The organism is Flavonifractor sp. An52 (assembly GCF_002159385.1).
Taxonomy (GTDB): Bacteria; Bacillota; Clostridia; order Oscillospirales; family Oscillospiraceae; genus Flavonifractor; species Flavonifractor avicola.
The window spans coordinates 45,982-70,442 of the sequence record NZ_NFIB01000003.1; the positions used below are offsets into that span (position 1 = coordinate 45,982).

24 protein-coding genes, 2 tRNA genes and 2 riboswitches are annotated in these 24,461 nt (G+C 61.1%); of the genes, 12 read left to right on the forward strand and 14 right to left on the reverse strand.

Going from position 1 to position 24,461, the window contains the following annotated elements; genetic code table 11:
* Window position 1: 1 nt before the first annotated feature.
* Window positions 2-1,441: a glucuronate isomerase gene (gene uxaC / locus B5G06_RS01705; protein ID WP_087187383.1), complete on the reverse strand. Its 1,440-nt coding sequence runs from the start codon at window positions 1,439-1,441 to the stop codon at window positions 2-4.
* A 388-nt stretch (window positions 1,442-1,829) separates the two neighbouring features.
* On the opposite strand from uxaC, the gene B5G06_RS01710 reads away from it, so the two are divergent.
* Window positions 1,830-2,504, forward strand: a complete 675-nt coding sequence (locus tag B5G06_RS01710) for a GntR family transcriptional regulator (RefSeq protein ID WP_087187384.1) — start codon at window positions 1,830-1,832, stop codon at window positions 2,502-2,504.
* Window positions 2,505-2,575: 71 nt separating this feature from the next.
* Here B5G06_RS01710 and B5G06_RS01715 read toward each other — a convergent pair whose 3' ends face one another.
* From B5G06_RS01715 to B5G06_RS01735, 5 genes are all read right to left on the reverse strand, one after another.
* Window positions 2,576-3,223, reverse strand: coding sequence for a YesL family protein (locus B5G06_RS01715; RefSeq protein ID WP_242955307.1), 648 nt, complete (start codon window positions 3,221-3,223; stop codon window positions 2,576-2,578).
* Between the two features lie 74 nt (window positions 3,224-3,297).
* A complete protein-coding gene (locus tag B5G06_RS01720) occupies window positions 3,298-4,431 on the reverse strand; it encodes a DUF4317 domain-containing protein (RefSeq protein WP_087187385.1) in 1,134 nt (377 codons plus the stop codon).
* 241 nt (window positions 4,432-4,672) lie between these two features.
* Window positions 4,673-4,760, reverse strand: a tRNA-Leu gene (locus B5G06_RS01725).
* 3 nt (window positions 4,761-4,763) lie between these two features.
* Window positions 4,764-4,849 (reverse strand) — tRNA-Leu (locus B5G06_RS01730).
* 86 nt (window positions 4,850-4,935) lie between these two features.
* A complete protein-coding gene (locus B5G06_RS01735) occupies window positions 4,936-5,469 on the reverse strand; it encodes a DUF4364 family protein (RefSeq protein ID WP_087187386.1) in 534 nt (177 codons plus the stop codon).
* A gap of 190 nt (window positions 5,470-5,659) precedes the next feature.
* Here B5G06_RS01735 and B5G06_RS01740 point away from each other — a divergent pair, with 190 nt between their 5' ends.
* A complete protein-coding gene (locus tag B5G06_RS01740; protein WP_087187387.1) occupies window positions 5,660-6,754 on the forward strand; it encodes a DUF3048 domain-containing protein in 1,095 nt (364 codons plus the stop codon).
* A 41-nt stretch (window positions 6,755-6,795) separates the two neighbouring features.
* Here the strand turns inward: B5G06_RS01740 and gluQRS are convergent, their stop codons facing one another.
* Complete coding sequence (gluQRS, locus tag B5G06_RS01745) at window positions 6,796-7,740, reverse strand: tRNA glutamyl-Q(34) synthetase GluQRS (RefSeq protein ID WP_087187388.1); 945 nt, start codon at window positions 7,738-7,740, stop codon at window positions 6,796-6,798.
* 86 nt (window positions 7,741-7,826) lie between these two features.
* Window positions 7,827-7,943, forward strand: a riboswitch (molybdenum cofactor riboswitch).
* Between the two features lie 71 nt (window positions 7,944-8,014).
* On the opposite strand from gluQRS, the gene B5G06_RS01750 reads away from it, so the two are divergent.
* The 10 genes from B5G06_RS01750 (at window position 8,015) to B5G06_RS01795 (ending at window position 15,943) form a co-directional block, all read left to right on the forward strand.
* Window positions 8,015-9,040, forward strand: coding sequence for a molybdopterin-binding protein (locus tag B5G06_RS01750; RefSeq protein ID WP_087187389.1), 1,026 nt, complete (start codon window positions 8,015-8,017; stop codon window positions 9,038-9,040).
* A 2-nt stretch (window positions 9,041-9,042) separates the two neighbouring features.
* On the forward strand, window positions 9,043-10,239 hold the full coding sequence (gene glp, locus B5G06_RS01755; protein ID WP_087187390.1) for a molybdopterin molybdotransferase MoeA: 1,197 nt from the start codon (window positions 9,043-9,045) through the stop codon (window positions 10,237-10,239).
* A gap of 32 nt (window positions 10,240-10,271) precedes the next feature.
* Window positions 10,272-10,751: a cyclic pyranopterin monophosphate synthase MoaC gene (gene moaC, locus B5G06_RS01760; RefSeq protein WP_087187391.1), complete on the forward strand. Its 480-nt coding sequence runs from the start codon at window positions 10,272-10,274 to the stop codon at window positions 10,749-10,751.
* Window positions 10,738-11,247 carry a molybdopterin-guanine dinucleotide biosynthesis protein B gene (gene mobB / locus B5G06_RS01765; protein WP_087187392.1) on the forward strand — a complete coding sequence of 170 codons (510 nt, stop codon included), beginning with the start codon at window positions 10,738-10,740 and terminating at the stop codon, window positions 11,245-11,247. The genes moaC and mobB overlap by 14 nt, the downstream gene beginning before the upstream one ends.
* Window positions 11,240-12,214: a GTP 3',8-cyclase MoaA gene (gene moaA / locus B5G06_RS01770; protein ID WP_087187393.1), complete on the forward strand. Its 975-nt coding sequence runs from the start codon at window positions 11,240-11,242 to the stop codon at window positions 12,212-12,214. Before mobB ends, moaA begins: the two co-directional genes overlap by 8 nt.
* Window positions 12,215-12,218: 4 nt before the next feature.
* Window positions 12,219-12,656: an MOSC domain-containing protein gene (locus B5G06_RS01775; protein WP_087187394.1), complete on the forward strand. Its 438-nt coding sequence runs from the start codon at window positions 12,219-12,221 to the stop codon at window positions 12,654-12,656.
* A 2-nt stretch (window positions 12,657-12,658) separates the two neighbouring features.
* The gene (locus B5G06_RS01780) at window positions 12,659-13,144 is read left to right on the forward strand and encodes a MogA/MoaB family molybdenum cofactor biosynthesis protein (RefSeq protein WP_087187395.1); all 486 of its coding nucleotides are present in this window, start codon (window positions 12,659-12,661) and stop codon (window positions 13,142-13,144) included.
* Between the two features lie 3 nt (window positions 13,145-13,147).
* Window positions 13,148-13,266: riboswitch (molybdenum cofactor riboswitch) on the forward strand.
* Window positions 13,259-14,134, forward strand: coding sequence for a molybdate ABC transporter substrate-binding protein (modA, locus tag B5G06_RS01785; protein ID WP_087187396.1), 876 nt, complete (start codon window positions 13,259-13,261; stop codon window positions 14,132-14,134). (Overlaps the previous riboswitch by 8 nt.)
* A 55-nt stretch (window positions 14,135-14,189) precedes the next feature.
* Entirely contained in the window at window positions 14,190-14,888 is a 699-nt protein-coding gene (modB, locus tag B5G06_RS01790; RefSeq protein ID WP_087187397.1) for a molybdate ABC transporter permease subunit, read from the forward strand.
* Complete coding sequence (locus B5G06_RS01795) at window positions 14,888-15,943, forward strand: sulfate/molybdate ABC transporter ATP-binding protein (RefSeq protein WP_087187398.1); 1,056 nt, start codon at window positions 14,888-14,890, stop codon at window positions 15,941-15,943. The genes modB and B5G06_RS01795 overlap by 1 nt, the downstream gene beginning before the upstream one ends.
* A gap of 35 nt (window positions 15,944-15,978) precedes the next feature.
* On the opposite strand, the gene B5G06_RS01800 is transcribed toward B5G06_RS01795, so the two are convergent.
* The 7 genes from B5G06_RS01800 to B5G06_RS01830 all read right to left on the reverse strand — a co-directional run bounded on the left by B5G06_RS01800 (window position 15,979) and on the right by B5G06_RS01830 (window position 24,453).
* The gene (locus tag B5G06_RS01800; protein WP_087187399.1) at window positions 15,979-16,608 is read right to left on the reverse strand and encodes a YigZ family protein; all 630 of its coding nucleotides are present in this window, start codon (window positions 16,606-16,608) and stop codon (window positions 15,979-15,981) included.
* A complete protein-coding gene (locus B5G06_RS01805; protein WP_087187400.1) occupies window positions 16,605-17,138 on the reverse strand; it encodes a GNAT family N-acetyltransferase in 534 nt (177 codons plus the stop codon). The genes B5G06_RS01800 and B5G06_RS01805 overlap by 4 nt, the downstream gene beginning before the upstream one ends.
* 13 nt (window positions 17,139-17,151) lie before the next feature.
* Window positions 17,152-18,444, reverse strand: coding sequence for a GTPase HflX (hflX, locus tag B5G06_RS01810; RefSeq protein WP_087187401.1), 1,293 nt, complete (start codon window positions 18,442-18,444; stop codon window positions 17,152-17,154).
* 34 nt (window positions 18,445-18,478) lie between these two features.
* The gene (locus B5G06_RS01815) at window positions 18,479-18,982 is read right to left on the reverse strand and encodes a flavin reductase family protein (RefSeq protein ID WP_087187402.1); all 504 of its coding nucleotides are present in this window, start codon (window positions 18,980-18,982) and stop codon (window positions 18,479-18,481) included.
* A gap of 118 nt (window positions 18,983-19,100) precedes the next feature.
* On the reverse strand, window positions 19,101-19,307 hold the full coding sequence (gene rpmE, locus B5G06_RS01820; RefSeq protein ID WP_007489589.1) for a 50S ribosomal protein L31: 207 nt from the start codon (window positions 19,305-19,307) through the stop codon (window positions 19,101-19,103).
* Between the two features lie 128 nt (window positions 19,308-19,435).
* Complete coding sequence (gene addA, locus B5G06_RS01825; protein ID WP_087187403.1) at window positions 19,436-22,993, reverse strand: helicase-exonuclease AddAB subunit AddA; 3,558 nt, start codon at window positions 22,991-22,993, stop codon at window positions 19,436-19,438.
* A 44-nt stretch (window positions 22,994-23,037) separates the two neighbouring features.
* The gene (locus tag B5G06_RS01830) at window positions 23,038-24,453 is read right to left on the reverse strand and encodes an alanine/glycine:cation symporter family protein (RefSeq protein WP_343286346.1); all 1,416 of its coding nucleotides are present in this window, start codon (window positions 24,451-24,453) and stop codon (window positions 23,038-23,040) included.
* Window positions 24,454-24,461: the final 8 nt, after the last annotated feature.

Consider the following 24,461-nt stretch of genomic DNA (forward strand, 5'->3'; position numbering starts at 1 on the left):
CTCATAGCTTCTCCGCCCCCCGTAAATGATACTGTTCCAAGCCAAAGTAACGAATGCTGTTGCGGTAACAGATGTCGGCCGTCATGCCATCCAGCGCTGCCCGGTCATCGGGCAGCTGTCCGCTTTCCACCCAGCCGCCCAGCAGCTCACACAGGATGCGCCGGAAATATTCATGCCGGGTATAGGAGAGGAAGCTGCGGGAATCGGTGAGCATCCCCACAAAGTTCCCCAGCAGGCCGTTGGCCGCCAGGGCCTTCATCTGGGCCTCCATACCGCCCTTATTGTCGTTGAACCACCAGGCCGCGCCGTGCTGCATCTTCCCGGCCACGCCCGGTCCCTGGAAGCAGCCCATCAGGGTGATGAGTCCTGCGTTGTCGTTGGGATCCAGAGAGTAGAGGATTGTCTTGGGCAGAGCCCCCTCCTCCTCCAGGGTGCTGAGGAAGGCGGCCAGATCGGGCAGGTTTACTCCTGGCCCGATGCTGTCATATCCGGTATCCGGTCCCAAAAGCCGGTACATCTTGGTGTTGTTATTGCGCTGAGCGGCAAAGTGAAGCTGCATCACCCAGTTTCGTTTGGCATAGCCTCTTCCGAAGAAAAGAAGCAGGGCTGTCTTGTACTTCCACTTCTCTTCCCCGGTCACCTCTTCCCCGGCCAGCCGCCGTTTCAGGATGGCGTCCAGCTCTTCCGTGCCAGCGGGCCGATAGCAGATATTGTCCAGTCCGTGGTCGGCCACCCGGCAGCCGTTGGTATGGAAGAAGTCCATCCGGTTCTCCAGCGCCCCCAGCAGGCTGTCCCAGCCGTCGATCTTCACGCCGGCCGCCTGGCCCAGCCGCTCCAGGTAGGCGGCAAACTCCGGCTTCTCCAGGTTCACCGCCTGATCGGGCCGGAAGGCGGGCAGCACGCGGGTCTCCAGGGTGGCATCGGTAGCCATTTTGGCGTGCCACTCCAGGCTGTCCGCCGGGTCGTCGGTGGTACACAGCAGGGTCACATTGGATTTTTTCAGGATATCCCGGACGGACATCCCATCTCCAATCACCTTGCTGCAGTGGTCCCACACCTCTTTGGCGTTGGCCCCGGTCAGATGGCCGTCATACCGGAAATAGCGGCGCAGCTCCAGGTGGCTCCAATGATAGAGTGGATTACCCGGAGCCCGCTCCAACGCTTTGGCCCAGGTCTGGAACTTTTCAAAGGGATCGGCGTCGCCGGTCACCAGTCGTTCCTCCGCCCCGTTAGCCCGCATCAACCGCCACTTATAATGGTCCCCTTCCAGCCAGAGCTGGGTCAGGTCATGAAAGACCCGGTTTTCGGCAATTTCCCGGGGACTGACGTGACAGTGATAATCCAGGATGGGCACCTGCTCCGCCACTGTGTGGTACAGCGACCTGGCTGTATCGGTGGTCAGCAGAAAATCTTCGTCCAAAAAGGGCTTCGCCCTGCTCATATCGTTCCCTCCCATAGTTCGGTCCGGGCTGATATCCAGATGATATATTGCTGATATATTTTATGGTTTGAAGATATCACAGTTTATTCGACCTGTCAACCCATAAACCGACGATTCTGCCAAAGAAATTCATTTTCAGTTTCTCCTTCTTGTGATAATATGACAACAAGATGTTCTAAAAATGTCCTTAAATCCCCTATCATAATTCCGATGCCTCCCTTCTTTTTCGCAAAGTAATGCGGTCATTCTCATTTTGCAACTATTTCCCCTCCCACTTGACGGGTCCTTCCAAGACTGGTATACTTCAGTTGAATGATATATTACATGAATGTACAGTTGATATATCAGCCACTTGACTCTGGTATGTCGCTGTGGAAGGAAGTTGCCTATGGCACCTATTAATACCAAACGGGAGGCCAGTCTGTCCAAGCAGGCATACGACCAAATTAAGTCCATGATCCTGCAAAAGGAACTTGCTCCCGGCCAATTTGTGAATGAGTCTCAGCTTCAGGAATCCCTGGGGCTGGGCCGGACGCCGGTACGGGAGGCCGTTCTGGCGCTGGCCCAGGACAATCTGGTGCAAATTCACCCCCGCAAAGGCATCGAGATCACCCGTCCCACCCCCAAGAGCATCCATGATATCTTCGAGATCCGTTCCCTGTTAGAGCCCATGATCCTCCGGCAGTGCTTCTATCAGGTGGATCTCCAGTGGGCCACCGATATGCGGACCCTGCTGCTGGAGCACCAGGACGATGAGGCAGGCCGGGCCGGACAGACCGCCTCTCCCCTGATTGAACTGGACAATAAATTTCACCTGGAGCTGGTGGATACCCTTCATAATCAGTATGCCTCCCAGCTGATGCGCAGTCTGGTGGACTATCTGAACCTGATCCGCATCACCGCATGGCGCCCCCTGCGCTATCAGGTGAGCAATCAGGAGCATATCGCCATTCTGGACGCCATTCTTCAGCAGCAGCAGGAAACTGCCTGCCAGCTGCTCACCGAGCACATCCAGCTCTCCTATCAGGAGGCCATCAATACCATGATGCACTCCTCTCTCTGACGCAAAAAAGCCGCGCCGGCTTCCCTCATGGAAGCCGGTGCGGCTTTTTCATTGATATATTGATTATTTATTTACATTTCCTCCTCGTCCTCTTCGTCGTCCATATCCGGCTGCTGCTCCTTGATATAGGGCCGGAAAATCCGCTCCAGTAGGAAGGCGTGCAGACAAGTCACGATAGTGGGCAGCAGCATGACCAGAATGGGCACATTGGAGCATACGATGAGGGCAACAAAGGCGATCACCGCCATCAGCACGGTGCTGGGCAAGTGTGCGATGGCCAGCTTGCCGCAGTTGACCAGCAGCCCGCTGACCTGAAAGGTAAACCGGGAGAGCACCGGAAAGAGGTAGCAGATAAAGCCGATGGGCAGTAGCAGAAAGACCCGGTAGGCAAAAAACAGCGTATAGCCCACATCGTCCGTCAGGGCCATCTGATAGAGCACCTCGTGGAGGATGACCAGCACCGCCATCAGCGGGACTACCACCAGGCTGGTCAGTGCACCCACCTTGAAATTTTGCTTGAAGGTACGGAAAAACAGGACCCAGCTGTTACGCTCATCGCCCAGGATACAGCGTACCACCGTGTTGTAGAGCGCGGTGGTGGCTGGCCCCAGCGTCACCAGGGGAATGGAACACACCAGCCAAAACACACTCAAAATCACCAGATCGGCTATCTTTTCCGTCAGGCGGTAGATACCGTGCTCCGGGTTAAAGATTCCCATGGCAATGCCTCCCTGCAAAAGTCGATACCTGATTCTACTCTATTTTTCAAAAAGATGCAATTCCCAGCTTGTGGTCAGCCGTCGATGTGGATGGGCACCCCGTTGACCTCCACTTCCCCTTCCGCCGGAATGAGGATGTACTTTTTCCCATTGATAGAGCGAGTCTCCACCAGAGCGCTGTACTCCGGGGACACCTTGATGGTTACGTCGGGCATGGAGACCTGGACCTGCTTGGCGTCCACCAGGTTCCGGGGACTGAGCCGGGTCTCCGCTCCAAAGCTGTCGTCGTAGCGGCTGTCAAAGGCGTTTACATGACTCTCGGACACGCCGCAGGACAGCAGCACACACTTCACCGCCCCCTTAGACACCATCAGAGGCTCCTCTTCCTTATTCTCCTTGTGCTCCTCTACCAGCTCCCGCAGCTGGTCATGGACCGCCTGGACCACGTCGTAGCTGCACTCCTCCCCCAAAGTCTCCCCCAGAATGGACTGGAAGGTCTCCTTCTGGGCCTGGGCGGGCATGGGGATGGGAGAGGCAAATACCGCCTGAGCAAAATCCTCGTGGTTCTCCCCCACGTCTCGATTGTAGTACAACGCGTCATAGAGGTTGGTGGTACGGTCATCAAAGGCAGGGAACAGGAAACCCACCTCCGGCGGGGACACCAGCCAGTCAGCCTGGCGGTTATAGAAGCGGCTCTCCCGGGCCTGGAAACTGAGAGCAGGCTTGGTCTGCTTCACCGGGCAGATGCTGCACAGGATGTAGGAATAGACCTCCTCGGAGGCGTCTTTCTGGGTCTCGCCGTCCTTGGCCCGGTAGGGTACGTCGTACCGGTCATGAGCCAGCAGGATCAGATAGCTGCCTTCCAGATCCAGGCTGTCAATGGCCTTCTGGAAAAAGGCCTGGACAGCCTCCTCATCCCCCAGTCCGGAATCCCGCAGGGCCATGAGCAGCTTGTGCTCCTCCCCCTCCGCCACCTGCTTGGTGGCAAAGCTGATGTCGATCAGATTGCGGTCGATGCCGCCGGAGAGGGTGCGGCGCAGAATGGCCAGCAGCTTTTCGCTCTCCTCCTCGCTCATCAGCGCCAGGGACTGATCAAACTGAGAGACGATCTCCTTCTTTTCGTTGACGTAGCAGCCCCGCACATGGGTGATGGCACTCTTGTCCGCCTTGAACCGGCGGCGCAGCTCCCCTACTTCCTTTTCATTCATGGTCCTGGTCCTCCATTTCCGGGATAATGGCGGCCCATCTTGCATCGGGCCGTATCAATGTCTTTCATTTCTTGCAGTATTTAAAACCGGCCCTTTGGGCCGTCGGCGCTTTTGCGCCGTACGAGCGTTTTGGGCTGTCAGCCCAAAACCTCGGCGCAGGGGCAATTCACTTGCCCCGAGCATTTTGATTTCTTGAGGTATCCAAAAAAGAAGGACATCCTTTACGGATGTCCTTCTTTTTTGGTGCGCGAGGCGGGACTTGAACCCGCACGTGCGTAATGCACACTAGAACCTGAATCTAGCGAGTCTGCCAATTCCACCACTCGCGCATATGGTGCGGATGACGGGACTCGAACCCGTACGGCCGTGGGCCACTAGCACCTCAAGCTAGCCAGTCTACCAGTTCCAGCACATCCGCAAAACACAGCCCCGTCAAAAGACTGCTCGGTTATTATAGCGCCCCGACCAGGCTTTGTCAACACTTATTTTTTCTTTCCCGGGAAATTATCGATTTTTCTCCCACTCCAGCAGAGCGGTGATCACATCATTATACACCCGCTCCGGCTCCTCCTTGAAGCCCTTGGCCATCCGCTGGGCCTGTTCCCGGGTACCGCAGAACAGCTCCAGCGTAAACAGGTTGCCCTTGTCGTCGTCCAGCTCCATCTTCACCGTGCTGCCTCCCTCCGGCCGGTCCTCCACATGGGCGCGCACCTGGGCGTTGCGCCGGAGGATGCCGTTGATCCGGGCCAGATTGACACCGCACTTCTGCTTGACGGTGTAGGGCAGGCTGCTCTCACAGGCGGCGCCGTTGGAACGTCCCTTGTCGGTGATGGCGTACAGGTCGTTCTCCAGGGTCAGGTGCCCGGTTTCCACCAGTTCGGAGACCGCCTCGGCAAACTCGAAGTAGTCCACCCCATCATCGCACATGGTCAGGTCAGTAAGGGCGTGAAAATCGATGGGAGATGCCACCCGTGCCATGATGTAGAGGATCAGGAACTTGATATCCAGTTTGTCGTGGATAAAACCGTGACGTGCCATGGAGTTCTCCTTTCCGAAGCGCTTGCCGCTTACTAATCATTATACCCAAGCCCGAGTAAAATCACAAGTGCAATTTCCCGGCTCCGGCCACCTTGACGGGAACCTGTCCCACAGAGTATGATAAAGGTACCACACTGCGGAGCCCCGGCCCCCACGGCGGGCGCCCGGCAAGAAAACGGAGGATACCGTCATGGGAAAAAAACTGCTGCCCCTGCTGCTTACGCTGCCCCTGCTGCTCTCCGCCTGCGGTGGGTCTCCGGAACCGGAGGACTCCCCCGCGCCGCCCACTTCCTCCGCCCCCGTGGTGGAAAGTGTTACGCCCACACCCACCGAGACCCCTTATGACGGTCCCCTCAACCCACTCACCGGCCTGCCCATGGGCGAAGAGTGGGTCAACCGCCGGCCGGTGGCCATCATGCTCAACAATCTGAAGCAGGCCCTCCCCCAGCTGGGCCAGTCGCAGGCTGACATCATCTATGAGATCCCCGCCGAGGGCGGCATTACCCGCATGGTGGGCGTCTATCAGTCTCTGGACGGGGTAGGCACCATCGGCTCTATCCGTTCCGCCCGTCCCTACTATCTGGAGGTTGCCCTGGGCCACGACGCCGTGTTCCTCCATGCCGGCGGCAGCGAGGACGCCTACAGCAAAATCAAGACCTGGGGCGTCACCGCCCTGGACGCGGTACGAGGCCCCTATCTGGGCAGTACGGAAAACAGCAACCTGATGTGGCGTGACCCGGTGCGCAAGCAAAGCTACAGCCTGGAGCACACGGTGGTCACCACCGGCCAGTCCATCATGGGCCGGCTGCCCACCTACAACATCCGTCTGGACCATAAGGACGGCTACGTCTATGAGATGAACTTCGCTGAGGACGGTACTCCCGCCGACGGCGTGGACGCCACCCAGATCACCGTTCCCGTCTCCAGCTACAAGACCGGCCGTTTTGTCTACAATGAGAACACCGGTAAGTACGGTGTAGAGGAGTACGGCGCGGCCTACATAGACGGCAACACCCAGCAGCAGGTAGAGGTCACCAACGTAGTCATTATCAAGACCGCCTGCCGCAACACCGGCGACTATCTGGGCCACATCACCGTGGACCTGTCCAGCGGCGGCAAGGGCTACTTTGCCTGCGGCGGCAAGATCACCGAGCTGACCTGGAGCAAGCAGGCCCCCAGCGGCCAGTTCTATTATGAGGATGCCGACGGCAACCCCATTACCTTTGGTGTGGGCACCACCTACGTGTGCGTGGTCCCCACCGACTGCAACGTGAGTTTCTCCTAAAGATAGAAAGGACGCCGCGGCAATATGCCGCGGCGTCCTTTCTATAATTGACTGGGATCGATGGTAATATCACCTGCCGGAACCTTGGCCCAGTCGAAGTCCTTGGCCAGCTCCGCCGGACGCACCGGCTCCGGCTTGTCCAGCTGCCCGGCCCAGAAGGCCAGCAGGCCGGTCAGCCCCTCCGGGGTGAACCGCTGCCGCAGGGCCCCCATATCCAGGTCCCGCTCCCGTTTGGACAGCCGTCTGCCGTCGGGGGCCAGCAGCAGAGGCACGTGGCAGAACTCCGGCGGGGTCAGTCCCAACAGCTCGTAGAGATAGATCTGCCGGGGGGTGGAGTCCAGCAGATCCCGCCCCCGCACCACCTGATTGATCTCCATGGCCCCGTCGTCGTATACCACCGCCAGCTGGTAGGCATACACCCCGTCAGACCGGCGCACAATGAAGTCTCCGCAGTCTTTGAGCAGGTTTTCGGTATAGGCTCCTTGCAGTTTATCTGTAAAGCTAATATTCCTGTCAGGCACCATCAAACGCCAGGCGGGACAACGTTTTTCACCCAATTCCGCCCGCTCTTTCTCTGTCAAGCGTCTACACTTGCCACCATAGATCACCTGTCCGTCGCTCCTGTGGGGCGCTGAGGCAGCCAGCCGCTCCGCCCGAGTGCAGAAGCAGGGGTAGATCAGCCCTCTTTTCTCCAGATCTCGGAAGGCGTCCGCATACAATTCTGTACGGTCACTTTGGGTATAGGGTCCATGAGGTCCTCCGGTCTGATAACCCTCGTCCCAGTCCAGACCCAGCCAGCGCAGATCGTCAGCCAGCTGATCGGCGTATTCCGCCCGGCACCGGTCCGAGTCCAGGTCCTCCATCCGCAGCACCATAGTCCCCCCGGCGGAGCGCACCGATAACCAGGCCAGCAGCCCGGAAAACAGATTGCCCAGGTGCATCCGCCCGCTGGGACTGGGGGCAAACCGTCCCCGCAGCTCTCTCATGCTCCTCTCCCCTTTCTTTCTGTAGTGTACCACACCCGTGCCACCTTGGCCATTGCAATCTAACAAAAAATGTGGTATGCTGATGAAAATTGAGTGTGCTCCGAGCGGAACCGCCTAAGGGCCTGGCCTATGGCGTACCGCCAGGGTCGTTCTGGAAACGGCACGGCCTTCCGTCTTTGAAAAGGAGTCTCTTTCACAGGGGGGTATTGTACCCTTCTGTCCAGAGGTACCGGATCGGACGGTACCTCTTTTTGTTTACTGGGAGGAACAGATGATGAAACTGATCGATACCCGCGACGCGGTGGGCCATGTGCTCTGCCACGACCTGACCCAGATCATTCGTGGCGTTACCAAGGACGCCCGGTTCCGCAAGGGCCATGTGGTCACCGAGGAGGATATCCCGGTGCTGCTGAGCATGGGCAAGGAGCACCTCTATGTGTGGGAGCGCCAGCCCGGGATGCTCCATGAGGACGAGGCCGCCCTCCGCCTTCAGGCCCTGTGCCAGAATGAGCATATGCACGGTACCGCTGTGAAGGAGGGCAAGATCGAGCTCATCGCCGACATCGACGGCCTGTTTCAGGTGGATGTAGAGCGGCTCAACGCCCTCAACGGTGAGGACGAGATCATGATCGCCACCCGCCACACCAACACCGCCGTTCACAAGGGGGACAAGCTGGCGGGCACCCGCATTATCCCTCTGGTCATCGCCGAGGACAAGCTGAAGGCGGTGGAGGAGCGAGCCGGCACCGGTCCCATCCTCTCCCTCACCCCCTGGAAGCTGAAAACCTGCGGTCTCATCACTACCGGCAGTGAGGTGGCCAAGGTCCTCATTGAGGACACCTTTACCCCCGTTATCATCGACAAGCTGGCTGCCTACGACATCCAGGTCACGGAGCACTGCCTCCCCGGCGACGACATGGCCGCCATCACCGCCGCCGCCCTGGACTATAAGGCCAAGGGGGTGGACCTGATCCTGTGCACCGGCGGCATGAGCGTGGACCCGGACGACAAGACCCCCAAGGCCATCAAGGACACTGGTGCGGACATCGTGTCCTACGGCGCCCCAGTGCTGCCGGGAGCCATGTTCCTGCTGGGCTACTTTGCCGACGGTACCCCCATTCTGGGCCTGCCCGGCTGCGTCATGTACGCCAAGGCCACCGTATTTGACCTGGTACTCCCCCGCATCGCCGCTGGAGTCAAGGTAAGCCGTGCTGACCTGAAGGCCCTGGGCCATGGCGGTCTGTGCCTGGGCTGCCCGGAGTGCCACTATCCCATCTGCCCCTTCGGCAAGGGGTGCTGACTATGGTCACGGGCATTTCGCTGGAACAGGCAGTTGAGCTGATAACCGGTAAACTGTCCCCGCTGGGATCGGAGACACTGCCCGCCCTTCAGGCTCTGGGCCGTACCCTGGCATCTGACGTAACTGCCCCTGTTGACCAGCCACCTTTTGACCGCTCCCCTCTGGACGGCTATGCTCTCCGCTCTGCTGACATCGCCGGGGCGGACCGGGACCACCCCATCTGTCTGCCGGTGGTAGATACCCTGTATGCGGGAGATGAAGCAAAATCCCCTCTTCTGCCCGGACAGGCCATCCGCATCATGACGGGAGCCATGCTGCCCCAAGGCTGTGACTGCGTACTCCGTCAGGAGGATACTGACCGAGGCGACCCGGTGTCCATCTACGCCTCTCTCCCCCCTTATAAGAATTATGTCTACCAAGGTGAGGACTACCGGACAGGCAGCCTGCTGCTCTCGGCAGGCACCCGGCTGGATGCCGCCGCCCTTGGCGTACTGGCCAGCGCCGGTATCACAGAGGTAGCCGTGCGACGCAGGCCCAAAGTGGGGCTGCTCACCACCGGAGACGAAGTGGTGGAGGCCGGTCAGCCCCTCCCTCCCGGGAAGATTTACGGCTCCAACGGAGCCCTGCTCACCGCCCGGCTGACGGAGCTTGGTATGCCTTCCTTTTGCCGTCATGCCGCCGACTCCCCCGCCGCTGTGGCGAAGGCCATGGAGGGAATGCTGGAGGGCTGTGACCTGCTCATCACCACCGGCGGCGTGTCGGTAGGTGACAAGGATATCTTTCATCAGGCCCTCCCCCTGCTGGGGGCGGAGCGGGTATTTTGGAAGGTGGACCTGAAGCCGGGCACCCCGGCTATGTTCTCCCAGTATAAGGGTAAGCCGATCCTGTCTCTGTCTGGCAACCCCTTTGCCGCTTTCACCACCTTTGAATTGCTGGCCCAGCCCCTGCTGGCCGCGCTGGCAGGAGAGCCCCACCTGCTCCCCCGACGGCAGCAGGCCGTCCTGACCACCCCCTATGACAAACCCAGTCCCCGGCGTCGTTTCCTCCGTGGCCGATACGAGGACGGGCAGGTGACGCTGCCGGTGGGTCACTCCTCCGGCCAGCTGGCCTCCCTGGTGGGGTGCAACTGTTTGGCGGAGCTGCCGGCAGGCACTCCACCGGTGGAGGCTGGACAGGCCATCCAGGTGTGGCTGCTGTGAGCACCTGATATCGATTCTATAAGGAGGTTATTATGGAACCTGCTTTCAATCATTTTGACGAGGCCGGCAACGCCATAATGGTGGACGTGACCGGCAAGGAGCCCACCTATCGCACAGCGATGGCCGAGGGCACCATCAAAGTCACCCCGCCCATCCTGGCCGCTATTACCGGACGCACTGCCGCCAAAGGCGACGTGCTGGGGGTGGCCCGGGTAGCGGGCATTATGGCCGCCAAGCGCACCTGGGAGCTGATCCCCCTGTGCCACCCCCTGCTGCTCAGCCACCTGTCGGTGGATTTTGAAATTCTGGAAGAGGCCTGCGCCGTGCGGGCTACCTGCACCGTCAAGCTCTCCGGCAAAACCGGCGTGGAAATGGAGGCCCTCACCGGCGTCTCTGTAGCTCTGCTTACCATCTACGATATGTGTAAGGCCCTGGACAAGGGGATGGAATTGGGCGACATCCACCTGGTCCACAAGGAAGGCGGCAAGTCGGGGGTGTATGACCGTGGCTAAGCCCCTGGTGGTGGCGGTATCCGGGGTAAAAAACTCCGGCAAAACCACCCTCATTGAAGCCATGCTCCCCCTGCTGGAGGAGTCGGGCCTCACCGTGGCGGTAGTCAAGCACGATGGCCACTCCTTTGACGCAGACCCGCCCGGCACCGATACCGGCCGCTTCATGGCCGCCGGTGCGGCAGGCACCGCCATCTTTGACGGGGAAAAGTTTAAGATCGTGAAGAAGCAGCCCGTAACAGAGGACTTCCTCATCATGCAATTCCCCGAAGCGGATCTGATCCTGCTGGAGGGCTTCAAGCACACCGGCTGGCCCAAGCTGGAGGTGGTGCGGAAGGGCAACTCGGAGGAGCCGGTATCTGATCCTGCTACCCTGCTGGCTCTGGTCACCGATTTGCCTCTGGAGGTACCCGGCGTACCGGTGCTGCCCCTGGACCAGCCCCATGAGGCAGCCCGTTTTCTGCTCCGCCTGGTAAAGGAGGATAGCGGCCATGCTTGACCAATTTGGACGAAACATCCGCTATCTGCGGGTGTCGGTCACCGACCGGTGCAATTTGCGCTGCCGCTACTGTATGCCCAAGGAGGGCGTAGAGTGGGTGGACCACAGCGCCATCCTCACCTATGAGCAGATCATCCGCCTGGTGCGTCTGGCCGCCTCTCTGGGGGTGGAAAAGGTGCGCCTCACCGGCGGCGAGCCTTTGGTCCGCAAGGGTCTGGCCAATCTGGTGCAGGAGTTAAAAGCCATCGACGGCATCCGCACCGTCAGCCTTACCACCAACGGGGTACTGCTGGCCAACCAGCTGCCCGACCTTTTGAAGGCCGGGCTGGATGGAGTCAATCTCAGCCTGGACACCCTGGACCGGGCCCAGTTTGCTGCCCTCACCCGGCGAGACGAGCTGCCCCGGGCTTTGGCTGGATTGGAGGCCGCCCTGGCCGCGCCGGACCTCACCGTTAAGGTCAACTGCGTCCCTTCAGGCGGCAATGACGCCCAGCTGGTGCCTCTGGCCGCGCTGGCAAAGGACCGGGACCTGACCGTCCGCTTCATCGAGCTCATGCCCATTGGTCTAGGAGACACCCTCACTCGCCGCACCGAGGAGGAGGTATTGCAGCAGCTGGAGGCTGCCTTCGGCCCCGCCCTTCCCTGCCCCTCCGATGCTCTGGGCGGGCCCAGCCGGAATGTGACCTTCCCCGGCTTCCAGGGCAAGGTGGGCTTTATTAGTGCGGTGTCCCATCAGTTCTGTCAAAGCTGCAACCGGGTGCGGCTCACTGCCACCGGTTTTCTCAAGACCTGTCTGCAATACGACCACGGGGTGGATCTGAAGGCCCTGCTGGATGCCGAAGCAGACGATTCCGCTCTTCTCCAGGCCATGGCCGACGCTATCGGCCACAAACCCGCCAGCCATCACTTTGGCGGAGACAGGCAGGCCCGGGACGAAGGGCGCAATATGAATCAAATTGGAGGATAAGACCATGGGCAAAGTGATCGCTGTCTGTGTCAGTGAACAGAAGGGTACCCAGAAGAAGAATGTGGGCTCCGCCCAGTTCGTGGAGGACTGGGGTATCCAGGGGGACGCCCATGCCGGCAAGTGGCACCGTCAGGTGTCCCTGCTCTCTCATGAGCAGGTGGAGGCCTTCCGGGCCAGAGGTGCCGTGGTGGATGACGGTGCTTTTGGGGAAAACCTGGTGGTGGAGGGCTACGACTTCAAGACCCTGCCCATCGGCACCAAATTCAAGTGCAACGACGTGGTGCTGGAGCTGACCCAGGTGGGCAAGCAGTGCCACGCCCACTGTGAGATCTACAAGGTCATGGGCGACTGCATCATGCCCCGGGAGGGAGTATTTACCAAGGTGCTCCATGGGGGCACCATCTCGGTGGGGGACGACCTCACCATCGTGGAGGAGGGCTGAATATGCGGGTAGCTATCATCACCCTCAGCGACTCCGGCTATGCCGGACAGCGGGAGGACAAGAGCGGCCCGGCCATCCGGGAAATGGTGGAGGCGGCAGGTTATGAGGTGGTCCACACCGCCCTGCTGCCCGACGGCATGGAACCGCTGGGCGGTGAGTTAAAACGGCTGTGCGACAACGATCTGGCCGACCTGATCCTCACTACCGGCGGCACCGGTTTCTCCCCTACCGACCTGACTCCGGAAGCCACCCTGGTGGTCACCGAGCGCCCCGCCCCCGGCATTGCCGAGGCCATGCGGTGGCAGTCTCTCCAGATCACTCCCCGGGCCATGCTGAGCCGGGCGGCGGCAGGCATCCGCAAACAGACCCTCATGGTCAACCTGCCCGGCAGTCCCAAGGCGGTGCGGGAGTGTCTGGAGTTCATTCTCCCCTCTCTGGCCCACGGCCTGGAGATTTTAAGGGGGACTACGGGTAACTGCGCCCGTTAAGATAAGTTCTGAATTCTTCGAGCCCGTAACGCCTAAAACCTTTGCCGTCATGGCGGCGGGCCGGGGCGCTCCTGGAAACGGGGCCGCCTACCATTTTGTAAAGGAGAATGCAGCATGAAAAAAATCGTATCCCTGATCCTGTCCCTGTCATTGATCCTGGCGTTAGCCGCCTGCGGCGGCAATTCCGGTGCCGCCCAGAGCCCCGCTCAGAGCAGCGAGACTCCCGCTGAAACCACCCCCGCTCAGGCCGAAGAGGTGGAAGTGGTGGTGTTCGCCGCCGCCTCCATGGAGGCCACCCTTACCCAGATCGCCGACCTCTACAAAGAGGTGGCTCCCAACGTCACCCTCACCTTCACCTTTGACTCCTCCGGTACCCTCAAGACCCAGATCGAAGAGGGCGCGGTGTGCGACCTGTTTATCTCCGCTGCCCAGAAGCAGATGAACCAGCTGGACAGCACCGACACCACCGGTACCAACGAGGGCCTGGATTTCGTGCTGTCCGACACCCGTATCAACTTTGTGGAGAACAAGGTGGTGCTGGCAGTGCCCGACGACAACCCCAAGGACATCCGGTCCTTCTCCGATCTGGCCACCGACAAGCTGTCCCTGCTCTGCCTGGGCAACGATGATGTCCCCGTGGGCGCCTACTCCCTCCAGATTCTGGACACCCTGGGCATTGATATCACCGCCCTGGAGGACGCCGGCAAGGTGACTTACGCCTCCAACGTATCCGAGGTGGCCAATCAGGTGAAGGAGGGCGCTGTGGACTGCGGCATCATCTACGCCACCGACGCCTTTACCTATGAGCTCACCGTGGTGGATCAGGCCACCGCCGAGATGTGCGATCAGGTCATCTATCCCGCCGCCGTCATGAAGTGCGGCGGCAGCGAAGCCAGCCAGGCCGCCGCCCAGGCCTTCCTGGACTATCTGCACACCGACGAGAGCGCCATCGCCGTGCTGGAGGGTGTTGGCTTTACCGTCATCCAGTAAACACAAGGGCCTGCCGCACAGCGGCAGGCCCATTTAATAAGGCAGGTGATCGGTTCTGGATCTCTATCCCCTCTTTAATTCCCTGCGCATTGCCGCTATTTCCACCGTGCTCATCTTCTTCCTGGGTATTCTGGCGGCCTACTATGTGGCCAAACTGCCCCGGCTGGTGAAGGGTGTGCTGGACGTGGTACTCACGCTTCCACTGGTCCTCCCCCCCACCGTGGTGGGCTATTTCCTGCTGCGGCTGCTGGGCCCCAAGCGGACCATCGGGCTGTGGTTCCTGGAGGTCTTTGACCTGCGGCTGACCATGGTGTGGTACTCGGCCATCTTCGCCTCGGCAGTGGTGGCCTTTCCTCTGATGTACCGCACTGCCCGGGGAGCCTTCGAGTCCTTCGACGTGACTCTGGCCCACGCCGCCCGCACCCTGGGCAAGTCCAATACCTGGATTTTCTGGCGGGTCATGATGCCCTACTGCAAGCAGGGCATCATCGCAGGCACCGTGCTGTCCTTCGCCCGTGCTCTGGGCGAATACGGCGCCACCGCCATGATTGCCGGATACACCCCCGGTAAGACGGCTACCATCTCCACCACAGTGTACCAGCTGTGGCGCACTGGCGACGACGCCGGAGCCATGCAATGGGTGCTCATCAACCTGGCCATCTCCGCCGTGGTACTGCTGTGTGTCAATATGCTGGAGAAAAAGGACCGCCGGCCCCGCCGCCGGGCCGCTCCTGTCTCCGGGGAGGTGGAGTGATGCGGTTACAGGTTGACATTCACAAAGACTTCGGTAAATTCCGGCTGGACTGCTCCTTTGAGACGGAGAGCGGCCAGGTTACCGGCCTGCTGGGTGCCTCCGGCTGCGGCAAGAGCCTGACCCTCAAGTGCATTGCCGGCATCGAGAAGCCCGACCGGGGCCGCATTGTGCTGGACGACAGGGTACTCTTCGACTCGGAGCGTCGCATTGACCTGCCCCCGCAGAAGCGGAAAGTAGGCTATCTCTTCCAGAATTACGCCCTCTTCCCCAACATGACGGTGGCACAGAACATTGCCGTGGGGGTGCAGGACAAATCCTCCAGAAAAGAGACGGTAAACCGTCTGATCTCCTCCTTCTACCTGGAGGGGCAGGAGCACAAATACCCCCGTCAGCTGTCCGGCGGCCAGCAGCAGCGGGTGGCCCTGGCCCGTATCCTGGCCAGTCAACCAGAGGTACTGCTGTTGGACGAGCCCTTCTCCGCCCTGGACAGCTATCTGAAATGGCAGGTGGAACTGGAGCTGGCCGACATTCTCGCCGCCTTCTCCGGGCCGGTACTTTTCGTCACCCACAACCGGGACGAGGTACAGCGGCTGTGCCAGCAGGTGTGTGTACTGGATGATGGCCGCCCCCAGGCCATGATGCCGGTGCATGAACTCTTTGAGGCTCCCCGCACCCTGTCGGCCTGTCTGCTGTCCGGCTGCAAGAACGTGTCCCGTGCCAAGGCTACAGCGGACGGCAAGGTAGAGGCTCTGGACTGGGGCGTAACTCTGAACCCAGGCCAACCGCTGCCGGAGGGACTGACCCACATCGGCGTCCGGGCCCACTACATCAGGCCGGTGGAGGGCCCCGGCCCCAACGCACTCCCCTGCCAGGTGGAGCGGGTGGTGGAGAACGTATTCTCCACGGTGGTCATGCTGTCCACCCCCGGCGGCAGCCAGGGCTTTTCCCGTCTGCGCATTGAGCTGGAGAAGGACCGCTGGGCCGCTCTGTCCCAGCGCGACCCTCTGTGGCTGGAGCTGCCCACCAAAGACCTGCTGCTGCTGACCAGCAAATAAAAAGCGTCCCCACGGCGTTGCCGTGGGGACGCTTTTTATTTGCTGGGTACTGCCCGGAAGGCTTCTCCCAAAGTCATGGGAGCCACACCTCCTGCAGTCATCTCGGTGAGCCGGGCGGCGAAAGCCTCGGTGTTCTCCTCGGGCAGCAGCACATGGACGGTAACGTCGGCGGCGTACTCGCTCTCCCCCAGTACACCACCCTGGGCCTCCGCCTCCTGGCGCACCCGCTCGAAGAAGGAGTAGGGGCAGGTCACCGCCGTCTCTACCCACCGGCGCACCACCGAGATCCCGGCGGCATCCAGAGCGTCCTTGGCGCTCTGGGTGTAGGCCCGCACCAGGCTCCCCGCCCCCAGCAGCACCCCGCCAAAGTAACGGGTCACCACACAGCACACGTTGGTGACCTCCTCCCGCTGGAACACGTTGAGCATGGGCTGACCGGCGGTGCCCTGGGGCTCTCCGTCGTCGGAGTAGCGCTCCACGCCGCCTTCCTTGATGCGGTAGCACCAGCAGTTGTGGCGGGCGTCGTAGTACTTCTTCTTCATGGCCTCAATGTAACCGCGGGCCTCCTCCTCGCTCTCCACCGGCCAGACATGGCCGATAAACCGGGAGCGCTTCTCCACAAATTCCGTCTCCGAGGGGGCGGTTGGGACATAGTATTCCGTCATCTGGCCTCCCACTCCCTTCTGGTGATGGCAAAGTAGTGGGCCAGCCGGGTCTCATTCAGCTGCTCCACCGGCTCCACCCGGCTGAGGCGGTAGGTCATGCCGCATTTCTGCATCACTCGCTTGGATTTGCGGTTGCCGTCGTAGTAAGCGGCCCAGATGGCAGCATAGCCCAGGTCCACAAAGGAATGGCGGAGGATGGCCTCCACCGCCTCTGGGATCAGGCCCTGGCCCCAGCAGTCCCGAGCCAGGGAGTAGCCCACCTCCTCGCTGGGGGTGCCCAGCTCGGTGCGGTGCTTGCCCACAAACCCGGCGGAGCCGATGAGCCGCCCGTCGGACTTTTGAATCACCGCAAGGGTGTCAGAGGGCAGGAAGATCTCCCGGATCACCCGCAAGCTCTCCGCCTCATCGGCGTGGGGCTTCCACCCCGCCCAAGGACCCACCTCCGGGTGTCTGGCATAGGCATACAGGCCGACCGCGTCCTCCTCGGTAAAGGGGCGCAGAATCAGGCGCTCGGTCTCCAGTGGCTTCATGGCGTTGCCCTCCTCAATCTTCCCAAAACTCCTTGGGTGGCGTCCAGCCGGACACAATATAGTCCTTTAACCGGCCCAGCTGGATGGGGGTACACACGGCCTCCACCTCAATGGACTCGCCGTAGTCCACCCGCTCCACCTTGGCCTCCCGGTGGAGCAGATCCACAATGCCGCCCTTGTCATAGGGGATGTGGAGCACCACCCGGTGGGCGCCGGTGTCCAGCCGGTCGCCGATCTTGCTGAGCAGCTCGTCCAGCCCCTGGCCGGTCTTGGCGGAGATGGACACGATGTCCTCCCCGTGGGGCAGAATCTCGCTGGGGCAGCGGTCGATCTTGTTGAACACGTCGATGCGGGGGGTCTGCTCCGCCCCCAGCTCACAGATCAGCTTCTCCACCACCTCGGCCTGCTCCCGCCACTCCGGGTTGGAGGTGTCAATGACATGGAGCAGCAGGTCGGCGTAGGACAGCTCCTCCAGGGTGGCCTTGAAGGCCTCCACCAGATGGTGGGGCAGCTTACGGATGAAGCCTACCGTATCGCTGAGGAGCACCGTGCAGGTGTCGGAAATCTCCAGAGTACGGGTGGTGGTGTCCAGTGTATCGAAGAGCCGGTTGTTGGCGGGGATGTCCGCCCCGGTCAGCTTGTTGAGCAGGGTAGACTTGCCCGCGTTGGTGTAGCCCACGATGGCCACCACCGGCACCTCGTTCTTCTCCCGGCGGGAACGCTGGGTGGCACGCACCCGGCGCACCTGGTCCAACTCCTCCCGCAGCTTCTGGATCTTTCGGCGGATGTGCCGCCGGTCGGTCTCCAGCTGGGTCTCACCGGGACCGCGGGTTCCGATGGCGCCTTCCTGCCGCTCCAGGTGGGTCCACATACCCAGCAGTCGGGGCAGCAGATACTGGTACTGGGCCAGCTCCACCTGGAGGCGGCCCTCCTTGGTGCGGGCCCGCTGGGCAAAGATATCCAGGATGAGGGCCGCCCGGTCCAGCACCTGGACCTTCAGGTCCTCCGACAGGGCCCGCTGCTGGGAGGGAGACAGGGGGTTGTCCACGATAACCATGTCCGCCCCCATGGCGTCCACCAGCTCCTTCACCTCCGCCACCTTGCCCTCGCCCATGAAGGTGCGGGGATCGGGGGTATCCTTATTCTGAAACACGGTGCCCACGCACTCGCCGCCCGCCGTCTCCAGCAGGTCGGCCAGCTCCTCCATAGAGGAGTCGTCGGCACTTTCCTCCCGGGACAGGCAGTGGGCATTGAGGCCCACCAGCACCGCCCGGTTGATGGCTTTTTTCTCTTGGTTTTCTGTCATGTGTCCTCCGATGGGCGCAGGACGCGCCCCTACATTATACTTTCCGCAAGACCTCCAGGATCTCGCCGATGAAGATGCGGTGATAATCCTTTTCGGGGTACCACTTGCTGTCGATCTCCCCGTCCAGGAAGTGGGTAGGGTCCATGTCCTGCCAGTAGGACTTCTTGCACACAAACACCAGGTCAGCCTCCTCAAAGTAGGGGGCGCCCTCCGCCGTGGCCACCGTGAAGCCGCACTCCTTCACCTTATCCACATCCCGGCCGCTCTTGGAACCGCACAGGGCCAGAGCCTTCCGGTACTCCTCTCCAAAGAAGCACAGGGTAAAGGTGTCCTCCCGCTCCACAAACTCCAGGGTGTACCGCTGGGGCCGGATGTAGACCGTAGCCACCGGCTTGCCCCACAGCACCCCCAGGCCGCCCCAGCTGGCGGTCATGGTGTTGCACTGGTCCTTGGTTCCGGCGGTAATGAGCATCCACTGATCCCCGATGAGGGAAAAGACGTTTTGATCCAACGCCTTGGGGTCGATCTTTTCAAACATAGCGCACACCTCCTGTTGTCTTTGCTCTATATTATATGTATCTTCCTCAGAAAAAGAAAGTGCTGTACGAGTAAAAAAGGGCCCGTACCGAAACCGGTACGGGCCCTTGTATACGGACTTACTTCTTGTCCAGGCCGAACTTCTTGTTGAAGCGGCTGACACGTCCGCCAGTATCCACCATCTTCTGCTTGCCAGTAAAGAAGGGGTGACACTTGGAGCAAACTTCCACGCGGATGTCCTTCTTGGTAGAGCCGGTCTCGATCACATTACCACAGGCACACTTGATGGTGGTCTGCTCGTAGTTGGGATGGATGCCTTCCTTCATTGTTGTGTTCACCTCTTTCTCGTTCCGGATGAAGCGGCGCAGCAAACCTCCACGCCTTATAAACGCTAGAATATAATAGCACAAAGCCTGGTGGATTGCAACAGTTTTTTTCAGAAATTTTCAAATTGCTACAGATCCACACTCTGGTTCAACGCAAAGAACCACAGCACCCGGCGGATCACCTGTTTTCCAGTGATTTCCGCCAGAGCCCGGCTGTATGCCTCCAGCTGGGGGCGGTAATGCTCTGCACGTTCTGCCACAGTGCGCTTGGTCACCCGGTCGGTCTTGAAGTCCACCACCGTGATGCCCTCCAGAGTCTCATAGTAGCAGTCCACCACGCCCTGGAAAAGCACCTGCTCCCCCTCCCCCGCCTGGGGATAGTAGCGGCTGGCAGGTTCCAAAATGGAAAACTTGAACTCCCGCCGCAGGGAGACAGAGGAGAGCAGCTGCTGCCCCAGGTCCGACCGGAAGAAGGCAGCGATGGGGGCAGGGTCCACCGCTTCCCCCTGCTGGGGGGTGATGTACTGCTGTTCCACCAGGCGGGCTATCTCCGCCCGCACCCCTTCCACCGTCTCGGACCGCTCAAAGTCGATGTACTGGAGCACCTGATGAAGGGCGGTACCCTGCTGAGCGGCGGTGAGACCCATCTCCTCGGCGGCAAACCGGGGCCGTCCAAAGCTGAGAGGTCTGGCAGGCCGTGGGGCCTCCTCCGCCGCTTCCTCGTCCAAAGCCCGGCCCTTCAGCTGAGTAGCGGTAAGCTTGGAGGGAATGGCCACCTCCGCCTCATGAGGATAGGTCCAGCGCAGCAGGTTGGCCAGATCCTCCCCACCTTCTTCCTCTTCCTGCTCCCGCTGCGGAGCTGTCCAGCGGTGAGGCGGCATCTGCGCCAAGGGCGTTCCATCCACAAATCGGATGTCCCACGCCGGACCAAAGGAGGTATCCAAGACCACCTCGTCCTGTCCTGCCGCCCGGCGGAGGGCTCCCGCCTCATGGCGGCACAGAGCATGGAGCAGCACCCACTGGCCCACACTCTGGCAGGCCAGCAGTACCTGGGGGTCCACCGGATCACCTACGTCCCCTGCCAGCTTCTCCAGATCCTTCCCCCCTCCGGTGAGGGCCACCGACAGGATCAGCTTCTCTTTGGCACGGGTCATAGCCACATATAAAAGCCGTAGTTCCTCGGCCATCATCTCCCGCTCCAGCTGGCGGGCCACTGCCATCCGGGCCAGAGTGGGGTACTCAATGCCCCGCTCCACGTCCAGCCCCTTGGGACCCACACCCAGCTTGGGGTGGAACAAGATGGGGCGGCTCATGTCCTCCCGGTTGAGCCGCCGGGCCAAGCCGCACAGTAGCACCACCGGGAATTCCAAACCCTTGGATTTGTGGATGCTCATAATACGCACTCCGCCGCCGGTGCGGCCTGGGGTAGGGGGCGTCAGAGTGTTCCCGTTCTCCCGCAGCCGGGTCAGGTAGGTGAGGAACCGGAACAGGCCCTTGTGGCCCGCCCCCTCAAACTGCCGGGCCAGCTCAGCCAGGGCCAGCAGGTTACCCTGCCGGGTCTCTCCCTCCTCCATGGCACCGAAGATACCCAGCAAATTGGTGCGGTCATAGATGTGCCACAGCAGCTGGTGGCTGCTCATGTCCCCTGACCCGAACCGCAGGTCATCCAGCTCAGCCAGGAAGGCCTTACTGTCCTCCCCGTCGTCAGCGGCCAAGGCAGCGTAAAAGTCGGTATCCGGGCTGGCCGCCCGGATCTGGGCCAGCCGGTCGGCAGAGAAGCCGTACACCGGGGAGCGCAGCACCGAGATGAGGGGCACATCCTGCCGGGGATTGTCCACGATCTGGAGCAGAGACAGGACCACTGAGATCTCGGTGGAGCTGAAGAAGTCTCCACCTCCCTCGGCCTCCCACAGGATGTCCCGCTCCCCCAGAGCCCGGGCATAGTGGCGCAGCACCGTGTTGGGAGAGCGGAGCAGAATCACGATATCGGAGGGACACACCGGCCGGGTACCCCCTTCCCCGTCGGAGACAGGGAAGTTTTGGTCCAGCAGGTCCCGGATGCGGTGGGCAGCAAACCGGGCCTCCAGCAGGTCCCGGCTCACCTTCTCCGCGCCCTCTTCTCCATCGATATCCCCGTCCAGGGCGTCCAGCTCCACGCAGTAGGTGGAGTCCGGTTGGAAAGGGGCTCCGGGGTAGAGGGCCTGGTCGTCGGAGTACTCCATCTCACCAAAGGGCACCGACATGACGGCCCGGAACAGGTCGTTGCATCCCTCCAGCACCTCGGGCCGGGAGCGGAAGTTGCGGGACAGGATGACCCGCCGCTCTTCCCCCTCCCCTGCCTCGGTGTAGGGCTTGAAAGAGCGGTACTTGCCCAGGAAGATGGTGGGGTCGGCCAGACGGAAGCGGTAGATAGACTGCTTCACGTCGCCCACCATAAACAGATTAGTCCCATCTTTGGACAGAGCGGAGAAAATGGCGTTCTGTACCTCGTTGGTGTCCTGGTACTCGTCCACCATGATCTCATCGTACCGGGTGCTCCACTGACGGGCCAGCTCGGTGGGCTGGCCGTCCTCCCCTACCAGCAGGCGTACCGCCATATGCTCCAGATCGGAGAAGTCCACCAGCCCACGCCGGGCCTTCTCGGCGGCATAGGCCTCCTCAAAGTCCCGCACCAGGGCGAACAGCCCCCGCATGGCGGGGTACACCGTCCGCAGGTCGGCTAACAGGTCGTCCCCGCTGTCGGCAAACCAGTCCTCCAGTTTTTCCAGCCGCTTTTTGCAGGCGCTGCGGATGACCTTCACCCGCTCCACGGCGGCGGGGTCATCCACCATCTTCTTCCGTCCCACTGTGGGGAAGGGAATAGGCAGCAGAGCCCGGGCAGCATCCCACCCCTGGCTCGCCGCCTCCACAAACTGCTGTAAGGCCTGGGCGGTCTGGGCTACGCTGTCCCCGTAATTGGCCAGCAGATTGGCGTCCCGCTCACACAGATCCCGGGCCTCCTCCATCCGCCGCCGCCAATAGGCGGCCTGCCCGGCGGCATCAGCCAGCAGCAGCTGCCCCCAGGGTGTCTGCACCGGATCGGAGATTCCCTCCAGAGCAAAGGTTCGCTCCTGTTCCTCCAGCCAGGCTGCGGGATTGGGGTGGGCCTGGACCCGGCCCCGGATGTCCAGCACGATTTGGATCAGCCGGGCGTCGTCCCGCCCGGCTGACATGGTGTCCACCAACTGGGCAAAATCGCTGTCCATGGCCTCATACCGCCTGTCCAGCACATCGTTGAGGGCGCGGAGCATGAGGATGCCCGCCTCCCCCTCGTCGCACAGCCGGAAATCCGGGTCCAGATCCAGCAGGTGGCCGCACTCCCGCAGCAGTTGGGCACAGAAGGCGTGGATGGTGGAGATGCCCGCCTTGTACACCAGGGTGGCCTGACGGCGCAGGTGGCCGTCGGTGGGCCGCAGAGCCAGCCGGTCGGACAACTCCTGCACAATACGGCTCCGCAGCTCGGCAGCGGCAGCCTTGGTGTAGGTGATGACCAGGAAGCGGTCTACGTCGGCCCCCTCCTCCACCCGGGCCAGCAGACGTTCTACCAGCACCCGGGTCTTACCGGAGCCTGCCGCAGCGGAGACCAGAAGGCCGCCCCCCCGGTTATCTACCGCCGCCTGTTGTTCTTCTGTCAGGGAAAAGGCCATCTGGTTTCCCCCTTTCTATGGGATCGGGTTTTATCTACGGAATATCAGTTCTCCCACTTGCGGGCATGGGCCTCGTTCCAGATCTCAGGATCGCCGACGCCCACCTCCTCATAGCGGTATACCGGGTTCTTGCCCGCCTTCTTCTGGTTCACATAATCTTTCAGCACCTTCAGGGCCTTGCCGCCCAGCAGCAGAATGGCCACCAGATTCACCAGTGCCATCAGACCCATGAGCACATCAGCCAGGTCCCACACCATGGAGAAATTCATCTGGGCGCCGATGAAGATGGCCGCCACGCAGGTCAGCCGGAAGATGAGCAGGCCGGTCTTGGAGTCACGAATAAATTTAAAGTTGGACTCGGTGTAGTAGTAGTTACCCACTAGGGAACTGAAAGCAAAGAGGAAAATGGAAACGGTGATGAAGATGGGGCCAAAGGAACCCACCTGGGCGTGGACCGCCGCCTGGACAAAGTTCATGCCCTCGCTGTAGGCGTCAATGGGCACCCCGGACAGGAGCAGCATAAAGGCGGTGGTGGAGCAGATCACAATGGTGTCGATGAACACGGACAGCATCTGCACCAGGCCCTGCTTCACCGGATGGGACACATCAGCGGCAGCGGCGGCGTTGGGGGCGGAGCCCATACCGGCCTCGTTGGAGTAGAGCCCCCGCTTGATGCCCTGCATGATGCAGGAGGCTCCGATCCCGGCAAACATGGCCTTGGGATCGAAGGCCTGGGAGAAGATCAGGGAGATCATGTGGGGCACCTGGCCGATGTTCTTAATGGTGATGAAGAGGCCCAAAGCGATATAGATGGCGGCCATCACAGGCACGATGCCGGAGGTGATGGCACTGATGCGGCGCACGCCGCCAAAGATACACACACCGGTGAGGATGGCCAGCACCGCGCCCACCACCATGGGCCAGATGCTGTTGGAGTAGTCGGGCAGATAATACTGGAGGGCAGAACCGGCGTTATAGGCCTGGAGGGCGTTGAAACCATAGGCAAAGCAGGCGATGAGCAACACGGCAAACACCACACCGAAGAAGCGGCTGCCCAGCGCCTTCTGGATATAGTAGGCCGGGCCGCCTACCCAGTTCTCCCCGTGCTTCTCCTTGTAGCACTGGGCCAGGGTGCTCTCAATAAAGGCGGAGGCGGCGCCGATGAGGGCCAGCAGCCACATCCAGAACACCGCGCCATAGCCGCCGATGAGGGTGGCGGCGATGATGGCGTTGGCCACACCGGCGATGTTGCCGGTACCCACCCGGGAGGCGGTGGAGATCATCAAGGCCTGGAAGGACGAGATATCCTTGCCGTCCTTTTTCTTCTCTCCCAGCACACGGATGGCCTCAGGGAACAGGCGAAACTGGACGCCCTTGGTACGGATGGTGAAGTAGAGCCCCGCGAAGATAAGCAGAGCAATCAAAATATAGGTGTAGAGGAAGTTGCTTGTGTTGCTCAAAAAGCTTC